19 protein-coding genes and 1 pseudogene are annotated in these 21,372 nt (G+C 38.0%); 5 read left to right on the forward strand and 15 right to left on the reverse strand.

What is annotated here, in order from left to right; translation table 11 throughout:
- Positions 1-148 precede the first annotated feature (148 nt).
- Together MMP60_RS12000 and chrA are read left to right on the forward strand one after the other, a co-directional pair.
- Positions 149-1,075 carry a chromate resistance protein ChrB domain-containing protein gene (locus tag MMP60_RS12000; RefSeq protein WP_241336470.1) on the forward strand — a complete coding sequence of 309 codons (927 nt, stop codon included), beginning with the start codon at positions 149-151 and terminating at the stop codon, positions 1,073-1,075.
- Positions 1,072-2,418 carry a chromate efflux transporter gene (gene chrA, locus MMP60_RS12005; protein ID WP_002123392.1) on the forward strand — a complete coding sequence of 449 codons (1,347 nt, stop codon included), beginning with the start codon at positions 1,072-1,074 and terminating at the stop codon, positions 2,416-2,418. Before MMP60_RS12000 ends, chrA begins: the two co-directional genes overlap by 4 nt.
- A gap of 41 nt (positions 2,419-2,459) precedes the next feature.
- Here chrA and dmeF read toward each other — a convergent pair whose 3' ends face one another.
- Complete coding sequence (gene dmeF, locus MMP60_RS12010; protein ID WP_002123401.1) at positions 2,460-3,443, reverse strand: CDF family Co(II)/Ni(II) efflux transporter DmeF; 984 nt, start codon at positions 3,441-3,443, stop codon at positions 2,460-2,462.
- Positions 3,444-3,500: 57 nt separating this feature from the next.
- On the opposite strand from dmeF, the gene MMP60_RS12015 reads away from it, so the two are divergent.
- Positions 3,501-3,767 carry a metal/formaldehyde-sensitive transcriptional repressor gene (locus MMP60_RS12015; protein WP_004644596.1) on the forward strand — a complete coding sequence of 89 codons (267 nt, stop codon included), beginning with the start codon at positions 3,501-3,503 and terminating at the stop codon, positions 3,765-3,767.
- A gap of 396 nt (positions 3,768-4,163) precedes the next feature.
- Here the strand turns inward: MMP60_RS12015 and MMP60_RS12020 are convergent, their stop codons facing one another.
- From MMP60_RS12020 to MMP60_RS12065, 10 genes are all read right to left on the reverse strand, one after another.
- Positions 4,164-4,289 (reverse strand): YHYH domain-containing protein, encoded by a 126-nt coding sequence (locus MMP60_RS12020; protein ID WP_004644597.1) that lies wholly within the window; start codon positions 4,287-4,289, stop codon positions 4,164-4,166.
- Positions 4,290-4,366: 77 nt separating this feature from the next.
- Entirely contained in the window at positions 4,367-4,795 is a 429-nt protein-coding gene (locus MMP60_RS12025) for a YqaA family protein (protein WP_002123402.1), read from the reverse strand.
- Positions 4,796-6,103, reverse strand: coding sequence for an MFS transporter (locus MMP60_RS12030; RefSeq protein WP_241336471.1), 1,308 nt, complete (start codon positions 6,101-6,103; stop codon positions 4,796-4,798).
- A gap of 94 nt (positions 6,104-6,197) precedes the next feature.
- On the reverse strand, positions 6,198-6,845 hold the full coding sequence (locus MMP60_RS12035; RefSeq protein ID WP_002123386.1) for a hypothetical protein: 648 nt from the start codon (positions 6,843-6,845) through the stop codon (positions 6,198-6,200).
- 12 nt (positions 6,846-6,857) lie between these two features.
- Positions 6,858-7,571: a HupE/UreJ family protein gene (locus MMP60_RS12040; protein WP_241336472.1), complete on the reverse strand. Its 714-nt coding sequence runs from the start codon at positions 7,569-7,571 to the stop codon at positions 6,858-6,860.
- Positions 7,572-7,589: 18 nt separating this feature from the next.
- Complete coding sequence (locus MMP60_RS12045; protein WP_000971913.1) at positions 7,590-7,952, reverse strand: hypothetical protein; 363 nt, start codon at positions 7,950-7,952, stop codon at positions 7,590-7,592.
- An 11-nt stretch (positions 7,953-7,963) separates the two neighbouring features.
- Positions 7,964-11,095 (reverse strand): CusA/CzcA family heavy metal efflux RND transporter, encoded by a 3,132-nt coding sequence (locus MMP60_RS12050; protein WP_241336473.1) that lies wholly within the window; start codon positions 11,093-11,095, stop codon positions 7,964-7,966.
- 12 nt (positions 11,096-11,107) lie between these two features.
- Complete coding sequence (locus MMP60_RS12055; protein WP_183175986.1) at positions 11,108-12,586, reverse strand: efflux RND transporter periplasmic adaptor subunit; 1,479 nt, start codon at positions 12,584-12,586, stop codon at positions 11,108-11,110.
- Between the two features lie 11 nt (positions 12,587-12,597).
- The gene (locus MMP60_RS12060; protein ID WP_241336474.1) at positions 12,598-13,797 is read right to left on the reverse strand and encodes a TolC family protein; all 1,200 of its coding nucleotides are present in this window, start codon (positions 13,795-13,797) and stop codon (positions 12,598-12,600) included.
- Positions 13,798-13,843: 46 nt separating this feature from the next.
- Entirely contained in the window at positions 13,844-14,293 is a 450-nt protein-coding gene (locus tag MMP60_RS12065) for a hypothetical protein (RefSeq protein WP_241336475.1), read from the reverse strand.
- A gap of 309 nt (positions 14,294-14,602) precedes the next feature.
- Here MMP60_RS12065 and MMP60_RS12070 point away from each other — a divergent pair.
- A pseudogene (locus MMP60_RS12070) lies at positions 14,603-14,899 on the forward strand (helix-turn-helix domain-containing protein); the annotation flags it as partial.
- A 38-nt stretch (positions 14,900-14,937) separates the two neighbouring features.
- On the opposite strand, the gene MMP60_RS12075 reads toward MMP60_RS12070, so the two are convergent.
- The 3 genes from MMP60_RS12075 to MMP60_RS12085 all read right to left on the reverse strand — a co-directional run bounded on the left by MMP60_RS12075 (position 14,938) and on the right by MMP60_RS12085 (position 19,191).
- Positions 14,938-15,900 (reverse strand): hypothetical protein, encoded by a 963-nt coding sequence (locus MMP60_RS12075; protein WP_241336476.1) that lies wholly within the window; start codon positions 15,898-15,900, stop codon positions 14,938-14,940.
- A 42-nt stretch (positions 15,901-15,942) separates the two neighbouring features.
- Complete coding sequence (locus tag MMP60_RS12080; RefSeq protein WP_241336477.1) at positions 15,943-16,944, reverse strand: inovirus-type Gp2 protein; 1,002 nt, start codon at positions 16,942-16,944, stop codon at positions 15,943-15,945.
- Positions 16,945-17,400: 456 nt separating this feature from the next.
- Positions 17,401-19,191: a hypothetical protein gene (locus tag MMP60_RS12085; protein ID WP_241336478.1), complete on the reverse strand. Its 1,791-nt coding sequence runs from the start codon at positions 19,189-19,191 to the stop codon at positions 17,401-17,403.
- 175 nt (positions 19,192-19,366) lie between these two features.
- On the opposite strand from MMP60_RS12085, the gene MMP60_RS12090 reads away from it, so the two are divergent.
- On the forward strand, positions 19,367-20,311 hold the full coding sequence (locus MMP60_RS12090; RefSeq protein ID WP_241336479.1) for a hypothetical protein: 945 nt from the start codon (positions 19,367-19,369) through the stop codon (positions 20,309-20,311).
- Between the two features lie 126 nt (positions 20,312-20,437).
- Here MMP60_RS12090 and MMP60_RS12095 read toward each other — a convergent pair whose 3' ends face one another.
- Entirely contained in the window at positions 20,438-21,319 is an 882-nt protein-coding gene (locus MMP60_RS12095) for a hypothetical protein (protein WP_241336480.1), read from the reverse strand.
- Positions 21,320-21,372: the final 53 nt, after the last annotated feature.

The following is a 21,372-nucleotide window of genomic DNA, read 5'->3' on the forward strand; positions in this document are numbered from 1 at the left end:
AATTTCTTAGATTCAGTGATTGAAAGGGATGATCCTTACGTATATCAGCAAACAATATATCAGATTCCCTGAATAACTAATTAAGTATAAAAATTATCACGTCAAATTTATTTGTTATAAAATATACAAAATTTGTAGAGTTTATAACATGAATATAAGCATCCTCATTTCTAGCCTTTCCACACAAAACTCTTCTGCTCGAATGAGAATTTGGCGTTCCATCAAAAGCTGTGGCGCAGCAACTCTGCGTGATGGTGTCTATGTGCTACCTAATGAACAAAAGCAGCGCTTTGACCCCATTATTGACGAGCATCAAAGTGCCGATGGCATTGCCTATCTATTCGATTCCGTTAGCAACAATAATTTAGACTTAATTCAACTATTTAATAGAAAAAGTGAATACTCTGAATTTTTGCTACAACTGAATGAAATAGAGAGTTCACTGAATGTTGAGCAAAAAAATGAACATTTAAAAAGCATTAGAAAATTAAGAAAGCAACTTTCATCTCTCATCGATATTGATTTCTTTCCTAATGAATTACAAAACACAGCCTTAAACGCGATATCAAAACTCGAACTTAAAATTCATCACCTAGGGGAATCAAATGAGCCCTCTTCTATAAATAGTGATCTACCTTCTCTTAATCTTCATGACTTCCAATCTAAAACTTGGGCTACGCGAAAACGACCTTGGGTGGATCGTTTAGCTTGTACGTGGCTCATTCAAAAATTTATTGATAAAGACCCTACTTTTATTTGGCTACAAGATATTAAAGATTGTCCAGCAGATGCTTATGGTTTTGATTTTGACGGTGCAACGTTTACCCATGTTGGTGAGCTTGTGTCATTCGAAGTACTTTTACACAGCTTTAATTTAGCCGATAAATCACTTCTGAAAATCGCTGAAATTGTCCATTACCTAGATATTGGCGGAAATGAGCCACCAGAAGCACTTGGGCTAGAAAAAATATTACAAGGACTAAGAAGCAGTATTCATGCTGATCAACAGTTGATGGAATTATCCAATCACATTTTTGATGGTCTATATACCAATTTTAAAGGCGAGAATTCATGAATCAATTGCAAGAAAACGATTTCGAGCCCAATCCAGAGGTTAGCTTTAAAGAGGCCATACTGTTTTGGTTAAAACTCGGATTTATCAGCTTTGGCGGGCCTGCAGGCCAAATCTCTGTCATGCACCAAGAATTGGTAGAACAAAAAAAATGGATCTCTGAAAAGCGATTTATGCATGCGCTCAATTACTGCATGTTGCTTCCGGGGCCTGAAGCACAACAATTAGCAACCTATATTGGCTGGCTAATGCACAAAACAAAAGGCGGTATCATAGCCGGACTATTTTTCATTTTACCTTCCCTTTTTATTCTCATCGGTCTTTCATGGGTCTATGCAAAATTTGGAAATGTACCTGTCATTGCAGGGCTTTTTTATGGCATTAAACCTGCTGTCACCGCTATCGTCTTTCATGCAACCTATCGTATTGGCAGTAAGTCACTGAAGAATAAATATATGTATGCTATTGCATGTGCCGCATTTATTCTCATTTTTGCCTTTAATGTTCCGTTCCCCCTTATTGTGCTGCTGGCTGCTTTAAGTGGTTATCTCTTAAGTAAATTTGACCCAAAATTATTCACTAGCAATGTTCACGCATCAAGTCTCAAAGACTACGGGAAAGCAATTATTGATGATGATACGCCCACACCTGAACATGCCATTTTCAAATGGTCTCGCTTGATTAAATTGCTGGTTGTTGCAATTATTTTGTGGTGTCTCCCTATAGCATTACTGACAGTAGCTTATGGCTGGTCTCACGCTTATACACAAATGGCTTGGTTTTTCACTAAAGCAGCCTTAATGACATTTGGTGGAGCTTATGCGGTTTTACCTTATGTATATCAAGGTGCTGTTAACTTCTATGAGTGGCTTAAACCAACCCAAATGATCGATGGTTTAGCGTTGGGTGAAAGCACACCCGGCCCACTCATTATGGTCGTTGCTTTCGTTGGGTTTATGGGCGGGTACAACCTTGACCTATTAGGGCCTGAACATAAGTTTTTAGCTGGTGCTTTTGGAGCAACAATTGTTACTTGGTTCACCTTCCTATTTTCGTTTGTGTTTATTCTCGGTGGAGCACCCGTAATCGAATCCACTCACAATCAAATCAAATTTACTGCACCACTGACAGCAATTACCGCAGCCGTTGTCGGCGTAATTCTTAATTTGGCCCTCTTCTTTGCTTACCATGTACTATGGCCAAAAGGGTTTGAGGGGCAATTTGACTACATAGCTGCAGTAATAACCATACTCGCTTGTATTGCTCTCTTTAAATTCAATCAAAGTGTATTAAGAGTCATCGGTGCTGCTGCAATTTTAGGGCTTATCATTAAACTAAGCATATAAAAAAAGAGCAGCTCAAATGAGCTGCTCCTTTTTATCTATTTTTATACTGCAGCTTGGAGTCTAGAACTTGTATTAATTTCTACTGAAACGTGCACAATTTCCTCATGAATAGATAAGGCTTTTCTGACTTCATCTGCCGTGATATTTAAACTGCTTACATCTAGTGACAAGATACAAGAAAACTTACCTTTACCTACCTTCCATACATGAATATCAGTAATTACGATTCGGCTATCTAAGTCATCAATGACTTCCTGAATTTCTTGAACAACTGGATGTTCCATTTCAGCATCCAGTAAAGTTTTGCCTGTCTCGCGAATAAGCCCCCAAGACCAATGTGCGACTAGAAATGCACCTACAATACCCAAAACTGCATCTAAGAAATCCCAGCCAAAAAATTTACCTGCAAATAATGCAATGATCGCTAATACAGAAGTCACAGCATCTGCAACGACATGTAAGAAAGCCGCTTTCTGATTTAAATCATGTTCATGATGCCCATCTTCATCATGGTGATGGTGTCCATGATCATGATGGTGATCATGTTCGTGGTGATGATGGTGATGATGCCCACTATCGTGTAGTAACCAAGCACAAATAAAGTTCACAGCAAGACCAATCACTGCAATTGATATTGCTTCGTTATAGTGAATATTGACGGGATTAAATAGGCGCTCCACCGATTGTATTCCCATAAACAATGCCACAACCATGAGTAAGATCGCACTAGAGTATCCAGCTAAAATTTCTATCTTCCATGTACCAAAACAGAATCGCTGATCTTGTGAATATTTACGTGCCATTCGGTATGCGAAATATGCTAAGCCCAATGCCAGCATATGTGAACTCATGTGCCAGCCATCTGCAAGTAAAGCCATCGAATTAAAGAACCAACCTCCAAAAATTTCAAAGACCATCATGACGCCCGTCAGGATTGTCGCAATTAAAATTTTCTTCTGCGCTAGCGGATTTCCTTCATCGAATTGATGCGTATGGTTGCTTTTAACATTACTTAGATATTGCATTTTTTTATGCCATCAATAATACTCCCCTACAGTATATTTAGTTTGGACAGAAATGCTATGTCTCATTTGCATCAAGACAAAAAAATTTTAAATCGGGTTAAGCGTATTCAAGGACAAATCAACGCCGTTGAGCAGAGTTTGGCCGACCCTAACAAATCATGCATAGAAGTACTGCAACAGGTCGCTGCAGTCCGTGGTGCTGTGAATGGATTAATGAATCAATTGATTGAAGCACATCTAAAAGAGCATGTAATCAAAGATAAAGATGCGATTAATAAAGAAGAGTTAAAAGAGTTTTTAGCATTACTCAGCCGCTATCAATAAAATGACATGATAAAAAATCTCTTTTCAATTTTTATAGACTTGATATGATGAGTACATCTTTATTGCTTAATAGTTTATATGCGACCCCGAATACGTAAGTTTTTAACTTCTCTTTATTCAACTCCAGATTCAAAAGCGCTCGAAATAAAGTTCAATTTAAGTCATCACTGTGACTTTGAACTTTTTAAAAGGTTTAAAAAAACCAACTGCCAAAGCATAAAAAATGCGATTCACAGTATCCTTTATGAGCGAGGCTATACAACTGCCGAAATCTCCGTATTAACAAACTAATTTTTAAAGTTAGCCTCATACTTTGTATGGGGCTTTTGCATTAATGATTACATTACTATTTTATTTCAACTCATAAAAAAGAGGTCTTTTGACCTCTTGTAGACTTTAATGACAGTGGTAATCACCTGTTTTGCTGTTAGTATGGCAACCTTGTTTATTTGTACCACCCGAATGCGCATTTGTATAAGTTACAAACATTCCCAGCACACAAACTAAAACTATTTTTTTCATTTTTGTATCTTCCCCGAGTTGAATAAAACTTTTAGATTATAGAATAACCAAGTTCCTTTTTTTTATTAGAATATATTTCAAGCAACCTCTAAATAGATCATGTAAACAACGATATATCTTAAAAATTTAGCCGTGAAAACCAAAATTATAAATATAGTAAATTTTTCCTTTAAAACTCCACTGACTAACGTAATTGGATCACCAATCACAGGCACCCAACTGAGTAATAACATGGGTGAACCATACTTTGCATATAAGATTTGAGCCTTTAATAAATGCTTCTCTGATACTGGAAACCAACGCTTGTCTTTATAGACTTCTAGCTTGATACCCAACCACCAGTTCACACAAGAACCAAGTACATTCCCAACTGTTGCTACAAGTATGAGCAACAGCTCAGAATGCCGACCTAACAGAAAAAAGCCTGCTAACACTGTCTCAGATTGCAGGGGCAATAGTGTTGCTGCACCAAAGGCACTTAAAAATAATAAAACATAGGCCATCATTTATTTCGGCCATCTTTGATGGTTTTCATCTATCACATAGTCATGTGAATGCTTTCCATCATGGTTGTGACTGAGTAGATGTTCATGATCCACAGGTAAATCATCATGTGAATGTACGATTACGGATTCATCTTGTTTTGGCCAAATCATAAAGGCAATACTCATTGCTACTAGAGCAATGACCGCCATAGGCACAAATGTAAAGAGTGTTCCAAAATTGGTACTCAGCCAACCCACTAAAGGGTAAGCTATCAACCAGCATGCGTGTGAAAAAGCGAACTGCGCGGCAAATAATGAAGTTCTATTTTCACTAGATGCAGATTTACGAATTAACCGGCCTGTAGGTGTTTGAGATACTGAGTAACCTATTCCCAAGACAAACCATAAAACTAATAGTCCGTTGTATGAGTTAATAAAAAACCCACAGAATAAGCCAACGACTAATACAGCTGTGCCGCTCAGCATCACAGCTCGATCGTTAAATTTATCCAGAACATTAGGCAATATAAATGCCGAGAGCATAGACCCTAAGCCAAACAAGCCAAAGGCCCAAGTGGTGGCATGTTCATTTAGCTTAAAGGTTGATTGAACGAGTACAACCGTATTTACAATCACTACAGCACTGGCTGACGCAATCGCAAGGTTTAACGCTAGGAGTGCCTTTAAACGCGGAGTATTAAAATAAATTTTTGTCCCCTGCTTTATTCTGTAATACCCCCCTTTAAATACAGGTACTTTAGCAGCAGGCAATTTTGCACTGACAACAAAAAGTGCTGAACCAATAAAGCCAATGACTGTGCCTAAAAATAGATTGTGATAGCTTATAAATCCAAGTAAAAATCCTGCCAACATTGGGCTAATAATATTCTCTAAATCATAAGCCAAACGAGAAAGAGACAAGGCATTGGTATAATCTTTTTCTTCAGGCAATACATCAGGAATCATGGCCTGAAAAGTAGGTGTGAATGCAGCTGATGCAGATTGCAGAATAAAAATTAGAATATAGATTTGCCAAATTTGGGTCACAAAAGGCAGGCATAAAGCAGTTAAAGCACGGATGATATCCAACCCCACTAAAACTTTTTTACGTGGCAGCCTTTCTGCAAATGCTGAAGCAATAGGTGCTACCCCAATATAAGCAATCATCTTTATCGCCAATGCTATGCCTAAGACCTGAGCAGCCTCCCCTTTAGCAATATCATACGCCTGTAAAGCCAAAGCAATCGTAATCAGCCCAGTTCCAATAAGCGCAATGACTTGAGCTAAGAACAAATGCCTATACGTTGTATTTTTTAAAACTTCTAGCATTTTTGGGACCCCTTTTAGAACCTATTTTTTATTTCTAAAATCAATGCCAATTAAAATCTCCTTGGATTTTATTCCAAGGAGATTTTTTTAAAGCTTAAAAGACTTTCTTCATATCACTGAATTGGCCTTCAACTTCCAATGTCACTGAAACAGGACTTTCAGTTCTATTACGCCAGAACCAGCCGTGTTTACCATCAAAAGCTGCTGTTAATGTACCTGTTTGCTGAGTTTCATTACGTCCTTTGCCATAACCATGGTAAAAGCCCTTAGGAGCGCTCACTGGATCACCATGCGTGTCATAATTTAGACCACCGCCTGATGTTGTCCATTTAAAATTCACGCTAGCACTTTCCGGCATCGCCAACTTAATTTCAGTGGCTTGTCCGGGCTTCAACTCAACTGTCATCTGTTGCTTTTGAATTGCAGGCATTAGCATTTTTTCTGCTTCACCAATTGGCATAGATGATTGAATATTAGGGTCACTTGCAGCTTCACTCGATATCGTGTTTGAAACTGCCTCTCCCATACCATTTTCAGACTCTTGAGCCAAAGATTGCTTAATTTCACCCATCGTTGTTAAGCCTAGAACTTTACCAACCCCAGTAGGATCAATATTGTATTCAGCTGGCATAACAACTGTAACTAAGACAACTGCAGCACTCACTGCAGCGATAATGGTTGATTTAACAAGTTTCTTTGCAGAAGGTAATTCAACATCTTGTGGAATTTGAGCGTTGTACATATTTGAAAATCCTTATTGAGTAACGAAGCCAGTAAGCTGAAAGCCCACAAGTAAAAAGCCAAGGAACATTAAAAAAACGTTGCTTTGATAAGCTGTTTTGAAGAAATACGGCGTTTTTCGCCACATTGTCATCAACAGCAAAATCATCGCTAAAGCCATAAATTGACCAAGCTCTACCCCGACATTAAATGCAATGAGGTTTGCCAATAGACCATCTGCCGAAACTTCATACTCTTGAATTTTTACCGCTAAACCGAAGCCATGAATCAGACCAAAAATTAACGTCGCTGCTTTAGTGTTGGGCTGGAAACCAAACCAACGCTGATATGCACCTAAATTATCCAAAGCTTTATAAACAATAGAAAAACCAATAATTGCATCAATAATGTATGCATTCATGGAAATGTTGTAATACACCCCAATCAGCATTGTCACAGAGTGACCAATCGCAAAAAGGCTGACATATAAGCCAATGTCTTTCATGCGATATAAGAAAAAGATAATCCCGACGAGGAACAGCAAATGGTCATAACCTGTAACCATGTGCTTTGCCCCGAGGTAAATAAAGGGAATGATGTGAACCCCATAAATTTCTTGAATATAGCCTTTGTCACCTTCTGCCACGCCATGTGCCAAAAGTGCAGGACTCATCAAAACAGCACTTAAAGTAATCAACAACTTTAAAAATGCCTTGAGTCTCACCCATTGTGAAAAAATAAATTGCATGTAAATCAAACTCCAAAGTTAACTAAAAAGAAAAGTTTTTAGGGCTGTTTTTGGAGGTTTGAAAATACGGCTGATCATGAGATAGAGATAATTTTTTACGCTATCAATGATGGATATAAAAGATAAAGTGAATAACAATTTGGTCTGCTGACTAGACTGATGTTCACCAAAATGCTCATGAAAATTATCATGATGAATATGATTCTGTTTATGTTGCTGTACATCATGAAAATGTACGCTTTCAAATTCATAAACTGTATGTTCTTGGAATGCTGTATCTGTATTGTGCTGATTAAAATGCAGGCATAGTGCAAGACTGATGATGCAGACAAGCCACATCACCATATTTCGATATTTTCTATCTCGCACCATACCCATCATTTCAATTTCACCTAGGCATCTTGCTGCTCAGAAAAATCATCTGATTGCTTTTTGCGTCCTTGGTTAAACCAAACGTAAAGAGTAGGCAAAATAATCAACGTCAATAAAGTTGACGAGATAATTCCACCGATCACAACAGTCGCTATTGGTCGCTGTACTTCAGATCCAATTCCCACATTTAGTGCCATTGGGATAAAGCCTAAAGATGCCACTAAAGCGGTAATTAGTACTGGACGAAGTCTCCCTAAAGCACCTTGTTTAACAGCCTCAAGTAATCCCTCACCTTGATCTCTCAATCGCTGAATAGCAGAAACTAAGACTAAACCATTCAACACAGCAACACCTGAAAGTGCAATAAAACCAACTGCTGCTGAAATAGAGAATGGAATATCACGCAGAGCTAATGCAATCACACCTCCGGTTAATGCAAATGGGACACCTGTAAATACCAGCACGCTATTTCTGACATTTCCTAATGCCATATAGATCATGGCAAAAATTAAGATCAAAGCCAGAGGGACAACAATCATTAGACGATTTGAAGCTGATTCCATTTGTTCAAATGTACCGCCCCATGTCAGCCAATAGCCTTCAGGTAATTTAAAGTCAGCATTGAGTTTAGATTGGGCTTCTGCGATATAACTTCCGATATCCGTACCGCGAACATTGGCAGTAATTACAATTCGGCGTTTACCGTTTTCACGTGAAATTTGGTTTGGACCCTGAACATTCTTCAATTCGATCAGTTCAGACAAAAGTACACTCGAACCATCAGGTAAATTGACTGGAACTTGGTAAAGCTTCTCTAAATCGGTGACAGAGTTTTGATCCATACGGACCACAATGTCGAACTTACGATCCCCCTCAAAAACCTTACCTGCGGTTTGGCCTGTGATCAGGCTGGAAACCTGCTCCTGCACATCCTCAGCATCTAAGCCATAATTGGCAATCATGTCTTTTTTCAGTTCGACAGAGACCATCGGTAAACCTGTCATCTGTTCTACTTTTAAGTCCGCAGTCCCGTTTACACCTTCAAGAATCTTCGCAGCGGCATTGGCTGATTCAAGTAACTGATCTAAATCATCACCATAAATCTTCACTGCAACATCTGTACGAACACCTGAAATCAGCTCGTTAAAACGCATTTGAATCGGCTGAGTAAACTCATAGTTGTTTCCATAAACGCCTTTTGCTACACGTTCAATATCGGCAACAACAGCTGATTTTTCTTTGTCAGGATTCGGCCATTCGCTACGTGGTTTCAATATCACAAAATTATCAGCGACGTTTGGTGGAACTGGGTCTGTCGCAATTTCAGCTGTACCCACTTTAGCAAACATGGTTTTCACTTCAGGAATTTTGACGATTTCTTTTTCAAGTGCATACTGCATTTCAACAGCTTGAGTTAAAGAAGTACCGGGAATTCGAAGTGCATGTAATGCCACATCACCTTCATCTAATGAGGGAATAAATTCAGAGCCTAAGCGAGTTGAAAGGCTTGCACTGAATACAAAGAAAATAGCGACGAACGCAATCAGCTTATAACGATGACTCAATGACCAATCTAAAATTGGGCTATAGACTTTCTTAATGAAATGAACAATCTTAGATTCCTCTTCCTTAATTTCACCTGTCGTGACTAAAGCCACCATTGCAGGAACAAAAGTAATCGAAAGAACCATTGCAGCCACGAGAGCCATAACAACTGTAGCTGCCATCGGTGTAAACATCTTGCCTTCAACACCAGTAAGCGTCATGACAGGCAGATACACTAAGATAATGATCAATTGACCATAAAGAATCGCTTTTCGAGATTCTCTAGTTGCTTCAAATACGGTAATAAAACGTTCTTTACGCGTCAGAATCCGGCCCAACTCTTTTTGCTTCATCGCTAATTTTGCAAGTGAAGCTTCAACAATGACGACAGCACCATCGACAATGATCCCGAAATCTAGCGCACCTAAACTCATTAAGTTTGCACTGATTCGTTGATTCACCATGCCTGTAATGGTCATGAGCATTGATAAAGGAATCACCATCGCAGTGATGAGCGCTGCACGGAAATGTCCAAGAAATAAGAAAAGAACGACAATAACGAGGATTGCACCTTCTAGAAGGTTTTTCTTCACCGTGTCTATCGTCGCATCAACCAAGGTTGTACGGTTATAAACTGCTTTTGCCTCAACACCTTCTGGCAATGACTCTTGGACTTTTTGTAACTTTTGATCTACCGCATGAGCAACATTTCGCGAGTTTTCACCAATCAGCATAAATGCAGTACCTAAGACAATTTCTTGCCCATCTTTAGTTGCTGCACCTGTACGTAACTCGTGACCAATCGATATTTTTGCCACATCTTTCAATCGCAGAATGTAACCGCTGCTTGTCGTGATAGGGATATTTTGAATTTGCTCAATTGAGTTAATTTGAGAATCTGAGCGAATCAAATACTGCTCACCATTCTTCTCAATATAACCAGCCCCTTTGTTCATGCTATTTTTAGAAATAGCATCCAAGATATCCTGCTGATCTAAACCAATGCTGTGTAAATATGCATAATCCGGCTGTACCACGAATTGTTTTAGATAACCGCCAATCGTATTGATTTCATTCACACCTTCAACATTTCGAAGCTGTGGTTTAATCACCCAATCTTGCAGAGTTCTTAATTCAGTGGGAGATAATGGATTTGGATTATCTTTTGCATTCTCAACAGTGTACATAAAGATTTCGCCAAGCCCTGTTGAAACAGGCCCCATTGAAGTCGATATGCCAGTCGGAAGTGTTGGAGTAACCCCTTGCAACTTTTCATTTACAAGTTGACGAGCAAAATAGATATCCGTACCTTCCTTGAAAATCGCCGTAACCTGAGATAAACCATATCTCGATACAGAACGTGTGTATTCCAGATTAGGAATACCAGCCAAAGCCGTTTCAATTGGATAGGTCACTTGTGACTCCATCTCCATTGGAGATAAGCCTTGCGCTTCACTATTGATTTGGACTTGTACATTGGTAATGTCAGGTACAGCATCAATCGGCAGTTTAAAATAGTTATAAACGCCAAATGCACCGATAAACAGAAAGACAATCAGTACAAGCCATCGATTCTTGATCGAGAGCTTAACAATTTGATCAAACATAGTCGCTACCCCTTAGTGATCATGAGTAGCGCCAGATTTACCCAGCTCTGCTTTTAATAAATAGGAATTGCCTGCTGCATACACCTGACCTGCTTTAAGACCAGATTTCACCTCGACAAAACCATTATATTTATCGCCTAGTTCTAAAGGACGTGCTTCAAAGTCATTTCCTACACGGATGAAGACCACATCCCAATCACGGAAGTTTTGTAATGCATCCTCTCGCACAACCATGGCTTTCGTGCTTTGATTTTCGAATATTTGTGCGGTAACAAGCTGACCAGAACGCCATTTGAATTGGTTGGCAATTTCGATAAAGACTTGAGCTGTGCGCGTTTTCGGATCAATGACATCACTGATATATTTAATACGACCTAAAGCTTCCTCTGTACCTGTTTGCACTTGAGGCTTAATCGTCACTTTAGCAGTGGGATTAATCGCATTCAGCTTATCCGCTGGAACATTCACCACTGCCAATAATTGAGAGGTATTGGCAATTTTGAACAATGGCGAAGCTGGGGTGACGTTTGAACCAACCGCAGCAAGGACTTGTAAAATCGTGCCTGACATTGCAGAACGTACTTCAATTGTTCCATTCCCTGAACCACCATAAGCACGAATTAAACTGTTTAACTCATTGGCACGAGTCTGAGCATCATCAAACTCTCGTTTTGCATTGATGTAGTCAATTTCAGGCGATACGCGTTTTTGAAATAATGCACGTTCCTGTTCCATTTTTTTGCGTGAAAATTGCAAATTATCTAATGCAATGGATCGCTCAGCATTTAAGCGGATCAGATCTTGGCTTTGAACAGTCGCTAACAGATCACCTTGGCTGACTTTATCACCAATAGTGCGATAGGTTTTAATGAGTGTTCCGCTTGCTTTAGGTGTAATGAAACTTTCAAAATTGTCTGGGAACTTAAGTTCGCCTTTTAGCTCAAGCGCATTCTCAAAAGTCATAGGTTCAACTTTAAGAAGTTCTAAACCGCTGCTTTTGATACTGCTATCCAGCATCGTTACACGGCCTTCTTTGGTATCCCATTTCCAGCTGTGTTTCTTGCCTTGATAATCAACATTAATCACCATCAAGAACGAATGCGGTTCATAAACAATTTCATCGCCAATCAAGTAATCACTTTCAGGTTTGAAGCGAATGGTTTGCTCAGCATCTAAACGCTTAATAAAAATATTGGCGTTAATCTCACTCGGCTTTAAAGGCTGATCTTTGTAGTAGCCATAGACACGTAAATGCGGCTCTACACCTTCTTCAAAAATTTTTACCTCTGCCGAAAAGTCTCCATCACGATATAAGCGTCCACCATGTGGACCTTTTTCATCGCCTGCGACAGCAGCTTTTTCTTCGACAGCTTCACCATGTGCTGAAGACGTCTGTGATTTGTTTCCTGTTTTGTACCAAGCCAGAGCACACAACATGACAAGTAAAGCTATAACGCCTGTAGCAATTACTGTATTCTTTGGTTTATTCATATTCTCTGCCCTTATTCTTGATCTAAATTCGTTACATAATTTCGTTCAACTTCTGCAATCTGATTTTGCAAAGCCAACCACAGATCAAATCGAGCGAGATGTTTGTCTAACCAAACTTGTTTAATGCTATTAAATTCCAATAATGAAATTTTTCCTGCCTGATAACCCATTTCTGCAATGCGTAAACTTTCTTTTGTTGCAGGTAAAACAGATTGGTCATATTGCTTGATTGCATCAATCAAACTGGATACCTCAATAGATTTGTTATCCAATTCAATCTTTGAATTTCGATTGATTAATTCTGAACGAGTTTCAGCATTGGTTTGCTGTGCTTGAGCGAGTGCAATATTTCCACTGTTGCGATTGAATATCGAAAGCGGAATAGAAGTGGAAACCAAAAAAACTTTGTCATCTGTTTCTTGATAATTACGTACACCAACGCCAAGCGTGATATCAGGAACCGCTTCTTTTCTTGCTAATTCAAATTGAGTTTTTGCCTGCTGCTTTTTTAGTAAAGCCTGCTTTTCAGATAAGCTAACCTTGTCAGTGAAGTTAATCGTTAAAGGAACATCTATAGCATTGGCTGGCAAATCAAAAGCAAATTTTGAACAGAGATTTTTCTGAAACTGAACCTTTTTCAGCTCATTTTGATAACGTAACTTGGACTCAGCAGATAAAGCTGAATTAAGCTGAACATCAGATGGAATCACACGTCCATACTTTAGCTTTTCATTTAGAACTGTTGCTTGTCTTGCACTCAGCTTGCTCTCTGCAGCATAAATTTCTGCTCGCTGAGCAGCTGCATACCAATTAGACATACAGATTCGAAAATCAGCTTTTAACTCTGCTTGTCGTTGAGTAATCTCAAATTGGTTATTATTTCCTTGCAAACCTGCCAATTGCTTACGCAAAGCGAGTTTATTATTCAACGGAATTTCTTGGGACAAACCCATGAATGCAGTTGGGCCATCCAAATCTTTCAGCTTAGAATTACCCAAATTATCCAATTCGACATTGAAAGTTGGATTGTTCATCCGACCAGCATATTTTTGATTTACATCATAAGCTTGCTGAGATTGCTGCAAACCTTTTAGAACTGAATCATTTGCAATAGCTTGCTGCTGTAACTGTGCATAATTTGTTCCTGCTAATAACTGAGGAGCAATGATGACTAAGCCACAGGCGAAAATTACCTGACTTTTTTTAGACATGACTATAACCTATACAAAAAATGAAAAATATTTTTGTATAGTTAAATCAACTCCTTAGAACAATGAGAGTTTTGGTAAATGCGTAGGTATTACAAAGAAAGGGAATCCTTTTCCTAAGCTTAAAAGAACGAATTGGGCGTTCAAATAAACCTAAAAATAAGAGGATTAAAGGTAAAGCAAAACTAAGGAAAAAGACTGGATCAATTGAGAAATGATCATCAGCTTGAATTGGTTTTACTGAATGATGAAATGCGGGTTCATCATAACTTGTCCAGTTATGATTTTTTTTATCTTGATCTGCTGTATTCAGAACTTCATCATGATGAACTAATGACCATTGGCTAGAATCTTCTGTTTCTACAGAAATACTCAGTTCATGATGATGATCTAGATTTTTTGCTATTACAGGCGCCCACGTATAAATCCCCGTCGTTGTTATAGCAAACAAAAACAGGACTGATACGAGAATAAGCTTAAAAAACTTATTAGCCAACATAGCAAGTCAGATCAAAATGAAACGTGAAAAGAATACTGAATAGCTTCTAGGAAGTAAATCCTATATGAAAATATATCTCAAATTTACAAGCTATCTCTTTATCAATGGATAGCTTATGGGAAATGAAGCTTTATTTAGTTATTTTCTGGAACTGTACTAAAAGGATTTAAGCTGTACCTAGTTTGAGCTAGTACAAAGTAAGCTTACTTATCTTAGAGGTGGTGGCAATTGAACTCATCCAAAATCTCCAATGAAATCTAGTCATTAAATGTGTGATTCATAGACATCATTTCAATATAATTGGTGTCTATGAACAGAGAAATTCAACAAAGACTCGTATGGGTTAAATTATTTGAAGAGACCAATGATGCTGGCCTAGTCTGTCGGAGATGTGGCATTTCTAGACCAACATTACGCAAGTGGTGGAAACGATATTCTGAGCAAGGTATTGATGGATTAAGTAGTCAGAGTAAACGCCCATTAAAATCTCCAAATACTAAAATCAATGCTGAGCTAGAGGCCTTAATATTGGAAATGCGCTCGGCTAGAAATCTGGGTGCTCGACGTTTGCAAACAGAATTGATGAGAAGGATAATCTGCGCAATGTAGAGCATCAAGCAAGTGCAGGACTCTGATATAAATTTTCAGCGTCGTACAGGTGCTCCATCAAACCATTTAAATCCTTTGGGGTAGATGCAGATTCTATTCGCAAGTCCATGCCTTCCTGTTTGATTTTCAGGCATGCTATTTAATGCACTCAGCGGACATTGGACGTCTTCTTGAATAATTCGATCAATCCGAAACATCTGTTCAGCATCAACCACACTATTTTGATCTGTCAGACTAAGGCAACTGCAGGTACCCATATAATTCGTGACCTGGGCCCAGCAACGCTCTATGACACTGCAATAAAATAATGGATCAGCATAGAGTGATCGGTTAAAGCTCAGATAAAAGTGGATCACATACCGCTGCTGAACATCATCCCGTACAATTTGATAAAAGCGGTAAATGGCTTGTGTTCTATACCAATACTCAGCCGCTAGACTTTTTTGGAAATTTGATAAAAATCGCTCTAACTGTCGCAAATCGATAATTTCATTTCCACCCTCATTTAGACTTAGTTCCAGCTTTAAATCCGCAGCATCGGGATAGATCTGGCTTGTATTACGGTAGGATTCTCTCAGCTTTTCAATCCGCTTCTCGTAGCGCTCATTCAGCTTATGCATTTCTTCAGTTAAGCTGGTGCTTTCAAACAGCCCTCTCAGCCGCTTTACGATCTTATCGATATAAAAACCAGCGCTTCTTTGCGCCGTGACCTCAAAGAACCGAATCTGCTCTTCCTGTAATACACTGCAGTAAGCCTGAAATAACTTGTCTGCCCAAAAGGAAAAAGACAAATGCTCATGAATGCCAACGGCCATCATTCTGCGCCATGCTGAAAAATAACCAGACAGCTTACGTTTAAACTCCTGATCTATATTTTTTTGATGATCTTCGTAATGAACACCTTCTGGAATCGGGGCAAAGCGAATCGTTTGGTAATACTCTAAAACATCCTGCTCTAAACGCGGTGCTGTAACAAACTCTAACTCTGAATGACTCATATGTTGTCCTATGAATGAATTGATTTCATAGAACTGGCACATTCATAATTTTTTAAACCAAACCTCCTCTTCCAGCTTTGCTAAAGCGGTCTGCGCATCCCATTCTTTGATTCTTCTATTTTCTTCTGTATCAGGTATTGGGCGACCATGATGCTGATAATCCCCCTTATAAAACGTTTTACGCCCTCGTGGTTTAACCAATAACGTCTGCTCGTATTTATCAGGGTCACTGAGATAAGCAACTGCACCCAAAGCATTGTTGCCTTGTTCGGGTGTCGTTCGACGAATATCTCCAATACCTAAACGACCTTGCTTCTCGTAGTTGTCTTTATTCGCTGTCGTGTTGATGTTCCGCCCAAAACCCTTATCGAATGTGATTTCCTTCCACTTATCGATCACTCCCTCAGCAATTTTATAATCACTCTGATGCTTCGATCTATTAATCACCAATGTTAAATGAGCATGAAAGCCTTTGGTTATACCCTGCTCCAGTGCGATCGCATAGGTCAAAAGTGCATCAAAATATCCATTCTTATCAGTGATCAAATCACGCAGTTTTCCAATATGCTGATAGAAGTCATTTACTGTAATTTCACTCATGCTGTCCTTGCTATAGCTCAAATCCACTCTGATCACTAGAACCGAATAATACCCCTTGATTGCGCCTTCGAACTCCTCAAGTAATGCCACTCGATTCAATTCTTTCCGTCTCGCAAAGCTTTTGATCTCATCACGTATCAGCCCTCGATGCGCATGCAGGATTCGTCTTAATGCCTTAATTTCCCCTATTGAAAGCCCTGTCAGATATTCAGCAAAGCTGAGCATGCCACGCTGACTATTGACGTATTCAGTGACTGCAATAAAGGCCCGAATTGATGCTGCATACTCAAGCCCTTCTTGTTTAAACGCTTCAAATGCGCAATACAAGCGTTCTAAGTTAAAAATGAATGCTTCGTCTGAAATATCAAAATTAAGACATACATCTACAAAGCGATGAATGGTATACATCACCCCTGCTTGATGATCCAGATCTAATGGAAACACGTTGAACTTCCTTAACTATGATTCACGTCATAGTTAAGCAATCGACTTATTTTTTTAAATGGAGTCCTTATCTCAAGTAAGGACAAGTCATCCACTATCCGCATATATCGAATAGTGCTCTCATCCTGCATGAACTATTGATCCATAGCATCATCCATATTGGGATATGTATTCAGATCTGTATGACATGTCTCGTGGTTCTTGTTATCTGTATGAGTAATTGTATTGGTATATTTAATATTTATAGTTCTATGATGTATAGTCATTAATCTATTATTAGTATTAATCTCTATATATTAATAATATATAAAACCGTCTTAGCGCAAAAGCAATAATGATAGCCCAGCCGATCAGCACGATTTCCAAACCTTCTGATAAGCTCGGCTTTTTATATGTTTAACGTTACGATAGTTAGGTCAGAAAAATGGTTTTTTCAAAAAAACTTAGCGCAAAAAACTATTCGAATAATGACAAACAGTGGTGATGCAGCAGTCCGTAATCTTTAAGTTCTGCCAGTGTTGGTGAAGTTTCTGTTATTTGCTGTGTAGGAAAATCAAAGCGAGTTCCATCCTGAAAGGGTTCTTGAAACGCCAATTCACTTAAGAAATACCTGTTAGTTTCCGCATGCTGATCAGGGACAAAGCAACAGCTGTAAGTATTCTGTATAAATGACCGAGGTAAAATCCTAAAAGGCGTCACTATTTCAGTTGCATTTACCAACACCCTTTCCAAACTACTTTTAGTTGCACTGAGCTTTTGGTCAATATCAGAATGTTTCCGCATACATTGCTGAAAAAAATAAATTTGGTTATATGCAATTAGATCCATAAGGGCCATTAAAAACTGATGAATTCTGGACTGCTCAGCATTTAACTTGAAGGTGATCATTGATTCAATTTTATCAGACTCATTTTTTAGTGTCATATCATCTTTGATTGTTTTGATTTGAGTCGCTTGCAATGAATACGGATAGAGAAAGTCTGTGCACCCTAAACGTTCAAAGCTTTCATCATCGATTACTACTGGGTTAGCTTCTTTCAGCATTTTAAAAAGCGATTTATTCTGACTGTATATCTGGCAGCACCACTGTTCAAGCAAGCTTTGAAAAAGACCTAAGCGGTTGTTCATCCCGCTGAGTTTAGTATGCTGGATAGATGCTAAATGACCCAAAACCGCCTCATCCTTCAAAATATTTTCATGCGGCTTTAAATAAAACGTCGCTGATAATGGGTTTTCTGGACGCAGCTGCTTTAACTCTAAATAATGATCAAAGAATTTCATGACTTCCGCTCTTTGTATTACATCAAAATCATTATTCTTTTTGTATAGAATGGGCTTCATCCAACACAAAGGATCGTGCAGCAAATAGTTATTTTTATATTTCAATACCTCCAAACCAGTTTTTGAGTTGTCTTTTCCATCGTTTAGGAGCAAGTCACTCTTTTGATCAAGCACGGTAAAAATAGAGGCCACTTTCTGAACTTCAAAAACATGCGGCTGGGGGTACTTCAAAATATAAAATTTGCCGTAGATCGCAGCATCCCCCCAAAACCGATGCGAAAGGTTTAAAGCGTATATTGGAAACTTTGTTTGAATAAAACTATTTCGAATTGCGCCATCCGCTTGGCAGCGGATAAATCCGTTTTTTTTAAGCTGCTGTATAGCGCGATAAATAGATTGTTTGCTTAAACCCGTGGCTCGCTCAATTTCACCAATTCCACACCCTATAACAATCCCAAACGAGTCTGCACCGTAAAGCAACCGTAATAAAACAAGATAACTTCGATAATCAAGATAGCAGTCGATCTCTATTTTTTTAGGTAAATTGTTAATACTTATGCCATCACTCTTTATCAATAAAGTCTGAATTAATTTTAATAAAGGGATCAGCCTAACCATACGCTTATTACTATTTTCTAACCATTCAATAGACGTGGCTGAATCAAGCCTTATATAAGTAAGATTAAGTTGTAAATGACGAACTCTAGACCTTTTTCCAGTTTCAGGAAAATCTATTTTTAATATTTCCTGTTGTTCCAACTCATTCAATACACCCCGTAATTTTTTAACCTGTATGCCGATCACTTTTGATAATTCACCGAGTGGCAATGATGTACTTCCGACTCCAAAATTTCTGATAAACGTGATTAATGCCCAAAAAGCATAGGCTGAAATTTGCCCCTCCACCCTTTGATAGAAAGCCATAAATAGCGCCAAAAAGCGCTGTTCAGAATCCTGAATAATCATGCTAAAAATTCCCACACACCAAGTTCTCCTTTGGGTATATGTATTTTACAGCAATAATGATAGGCATGAAATGATAATTGAAATTTGTTTTTTTAACAGTTAATGCATAATTAATATTTACTTAATATTTAATTACTGATATATAAATGTTAAGTAAATATTTATGAATTGTAAAATGGCACGACCACATTTAACCTTAGATAAATGGTTATCGACTGACACGGACTTAAAAAAAGATTTCTTGGATCAAGAGAGCTACATGAAGGAAAGTCTATTAACTAAGCTTGATGAACCTGGCCAAAAGATTGTTTACATATCTACAAATCACCCCCAACCTAGATCACATGAGAATTTAATATCAGATTCTCTACAAAACCCGGCTAGGACATCCCACACAAACGAAAGATTTATAAACCCCCTCATATGTGAGACAACAAATTTTATTATTGAAACTAATGATGAACATTTTTCAATTTTAAAAAAGAAATTCCTTTTATTTAAATACCACTCTGAGAAAAAGAAAGCCAACCGTATCACCAAACAAATAACAATGGACGAAAATATATTAAAACAACTTGAGAAAATTAAAAAAAATTGTAAATTTAAAAGTCTAGATAATTGCTTAGAATTTTTAATTGATGCACATAATTTTAAATTAAGTGAAAAAGATAAAATAATATCAAGACTCAAAAAAGAGCAAAATTTAAATCATGATTATAATTTAAAGCAAGAATTGAAATTTAAGGATGAAAAAATTACAGAACTCGAAAAAGAACTCGTGCACCAAAAAAATATCATCCACGAAAACATGAGCAAATCTGCAAAAGAATTTGAGGAATACCTAATTCAATTGGCTACAAATCAAACCATTGAATTAGAGAAAATTAAAGCTTTTTTAGGCAAGATTAACGAAGCAGATCAACAAAGCATTAACCAAACTCTTGCACCCGAAGCACTTAGCGAAATTGAAACTCAATTGAGAAATGAATGCGCAAAACAAAAGCTATTTTTAACAATCAAAAATCAACCAAATACCAATTATGCTTTAGGATTTGATCAGCATCATCAATATGGCAGTACCGTACAAAATGACGATGAAGTTGTACCAGCTCAAACCTGAGCTAACAGTTACTCATTTCTAGGAGCAAGCAGCAATAGCACACCTCATCCACTTGCTGCCTAAGAACGAGCACACCTCATCCACTTGCTGCCCAAGAACGAGCCCCCCTCATCACCTCAATGATATTCATAATTGAACTTGGATAATCTCTTTCAATAAATCAGGACGACGCCTTAAGTGATTGACCAGCACTTCATCGCAATATGCTGTATTAAATGGGAGTTGCTTTTGCTGTGGAAAATACCGCTCTGGATGCTGTAGAAACTGTTCCCATTTTTTATTTTCATTCTGTAATTCCCTGATCTGGTTTAGATAGGTTCTATCCTGAATTTTAAATGACACACCAAAATCATCATCTTCACAGGTTTCTTTATTCTCGTTATTTTTTCTGGCTTCTGTTAAATCTAAAATTTTCTGTTTATTTGTCTCTAATCTGCTTTGAACCCATTGCAAATCAAACTCTCTAAACTTGATTTGCAGCGTGGGTAAAATCAGTTGTACTGCCTGCGAAGCATTTTTAAATCTTCCATTTTTTTGAGCATAACCAGTTAATTCTGAATAGAATATTTCAAGCTTTTTATGCAACAGCGGCGCATATCGTTTTCTTATATTCAAAATTCCATTGATTCTACGCTTCAAACTCAGGTTATAGGTGTAGACTCTTTCGCCGTCATCAACAACCAACTCAATATATTTATTTAATATTTCAGAATATTTCTCATTAATCTGCTGCTGTCTATAATCACGAATCCCCTCTATTACCGTATTAATTTGACCAAGCAAATTCAGCAAGTCCTGTACCGAATACGTTTCACCAACGAACTGCATTTGGCTATGCTCTACCATCAGTTCAACCAAAAATTCGCGTTCTGACGCTTCAAACTCAGTCTTTGGGTCAGGATCGCTTATTATTTTATGTTCTCTTAAAAAACGTCCAGCATGATCCAAAAAGCAATTCAGAATTTCATCCTTCAATTGCTCAAAATCAAGAAGTGTGCAATTTTTCATTTATGAATCTAAATAATAGTTTTCAATATGTTATACCACAACTCTAGTAAAAT

The sequence above is a fragment of the Acinetobacter sp. ANC 4805 genome (assembly GCF_022549495.1).
Taxonomy (GTDB): domain Bacteria; phylum Pseudomonadota; class Gammaproteobacteria; order Pseudomonadales; family Moraxellaceae; genus Acinetobacter.

Excerpts from the sequence above, each read along its gene's own strand:
- MMP60_RS12000 (WP_241336470.1), top strand. The coding sequence starts at position 149 with ATGAATATAAGCATCCTCATTTCTAGCCTTTCCACACAAAACTCTTCT.
- MMP60_RS12085 (WP_241336478.1), bottom strand. The coding sequence starts at position 19,191 with ATGATTATTCAGGATTCTGAACAGCGCTTTTTGGCGCTATTTATGGCT.
- MMP60_RS12055 (WP_183175986.1), bottom strand. The coding sequence starts at position 12,586 with ATGAATAAACCAAAGAATACAGTAATTGCTACAGGCGTTATAGCTTTA.
- MMP60_RS12060 (WP_241336474.1), bottom strand. The coding sequence starts at position 13,797 with ATGTCTAAAAAAAGTCAGGTAATTTTCGCCTGTGGCTTAGTCATCATT.
- MMP60_RS12090 (WP_241336479.1), top strand. The coding sequence starts at position 19,367 with ATGGCACGACCACATTTAACCTTAGATAAATGGTTATCGACTGACACG.
- dmeF (WP_002123401.1), bottom strand. The coding sequence starts at position 3,443 with ATGCAATATCTAAGTAATGTTAAAAGCAACCATACGCATCAATTCGAT.
- MMP60_RS12050 (WP_241336473.1), bottom strand. The coding sequence starts at position 11,095 with ATGTTTGATCAAATTGTTAAGCTCTCGATCAAGAATCGATGGCTTGTA.
- MMP60_RS12045 (WP_000971913.1), bottom strand. The coding sequence starts at position 7,952 with ATGATGGGTATGGTGCGAGATAGAAAATATCGAAATATGGTGATGTGG.
- MMP60_RS12025 (WP_002123402.1), bottom strand. The coding sequence starts at position 4,795 with ATGATGGCCTATGTTTTATTATTTTTAAGTGCCTTTGGTGCAGCAACA.
- MMP60_RS12030 (WP_241336471.1), bottom strand. The coding sequence starts at position 6,103 with ATGCTAGAAGTTTTAAAAAATACAACGTATAGGCATTTGTTCTTAGCT.
- chrA (WP_002123392.1), top strand. The coding sequence starts at position 1,072 with ATGAATCAATTGCAAGAAAACGATTTCGAGCCCAATCCAGAGGTTAGC.
- MMP60_RS12095 (WP_241336480.1), bottom strand. The coding sequence starts at position 21,319 with ATGAAAAATTGCACACTTCTTGATTTTGAGCAATTGAAGGATGAAATT.
- MMP60_RS12035 (WP_002123386.1), bottom strand. The coding sequence starts at position 6,845 with ATGTACAACGCTCAAATTCCACAAGATGTTGAATTACCTTCTGCAAAG.
- MMP60_RS12015 (WP_004644596.1), top strand. The coding sequence starts at position 3,501 with ATGTCTCATTTGCATCAAGACAAAAAAATTTTAAATCGGGTTAAGCGT.
- MMP60_RS12065 (WP_241336475.1), bottom strand. The coding sequence starts at position 14,293 with ATGTTGGCTAATAAGTTTTTTAAGCTTATTCTCGTATCAGTCCTGTTT.
- MMP60_RS12040 (WP_241336472.1), bottom strand. The coding sequence starts at position 7,571 with ATGCAATTTATTTTTTCACAATGGGTGAGACTCAAGGCATTTTTAAAG.
- MMP60_RS12075 (WP_241336476.1), bottom strand. The coding sequence starts at position 15,900 with ATGAGTCATTCAGAGTTAGAGTTTGTTACAGCACCGCGTTTAGAGCAG.
- MMP60_RS12020 (WP_004644597.1), bottom strand. The coding sequence starts at position 4,289 with ATGAAAAAAATAGTTTTAGTTTGTGTGCTGGGAATGTTTGTAACTTAT.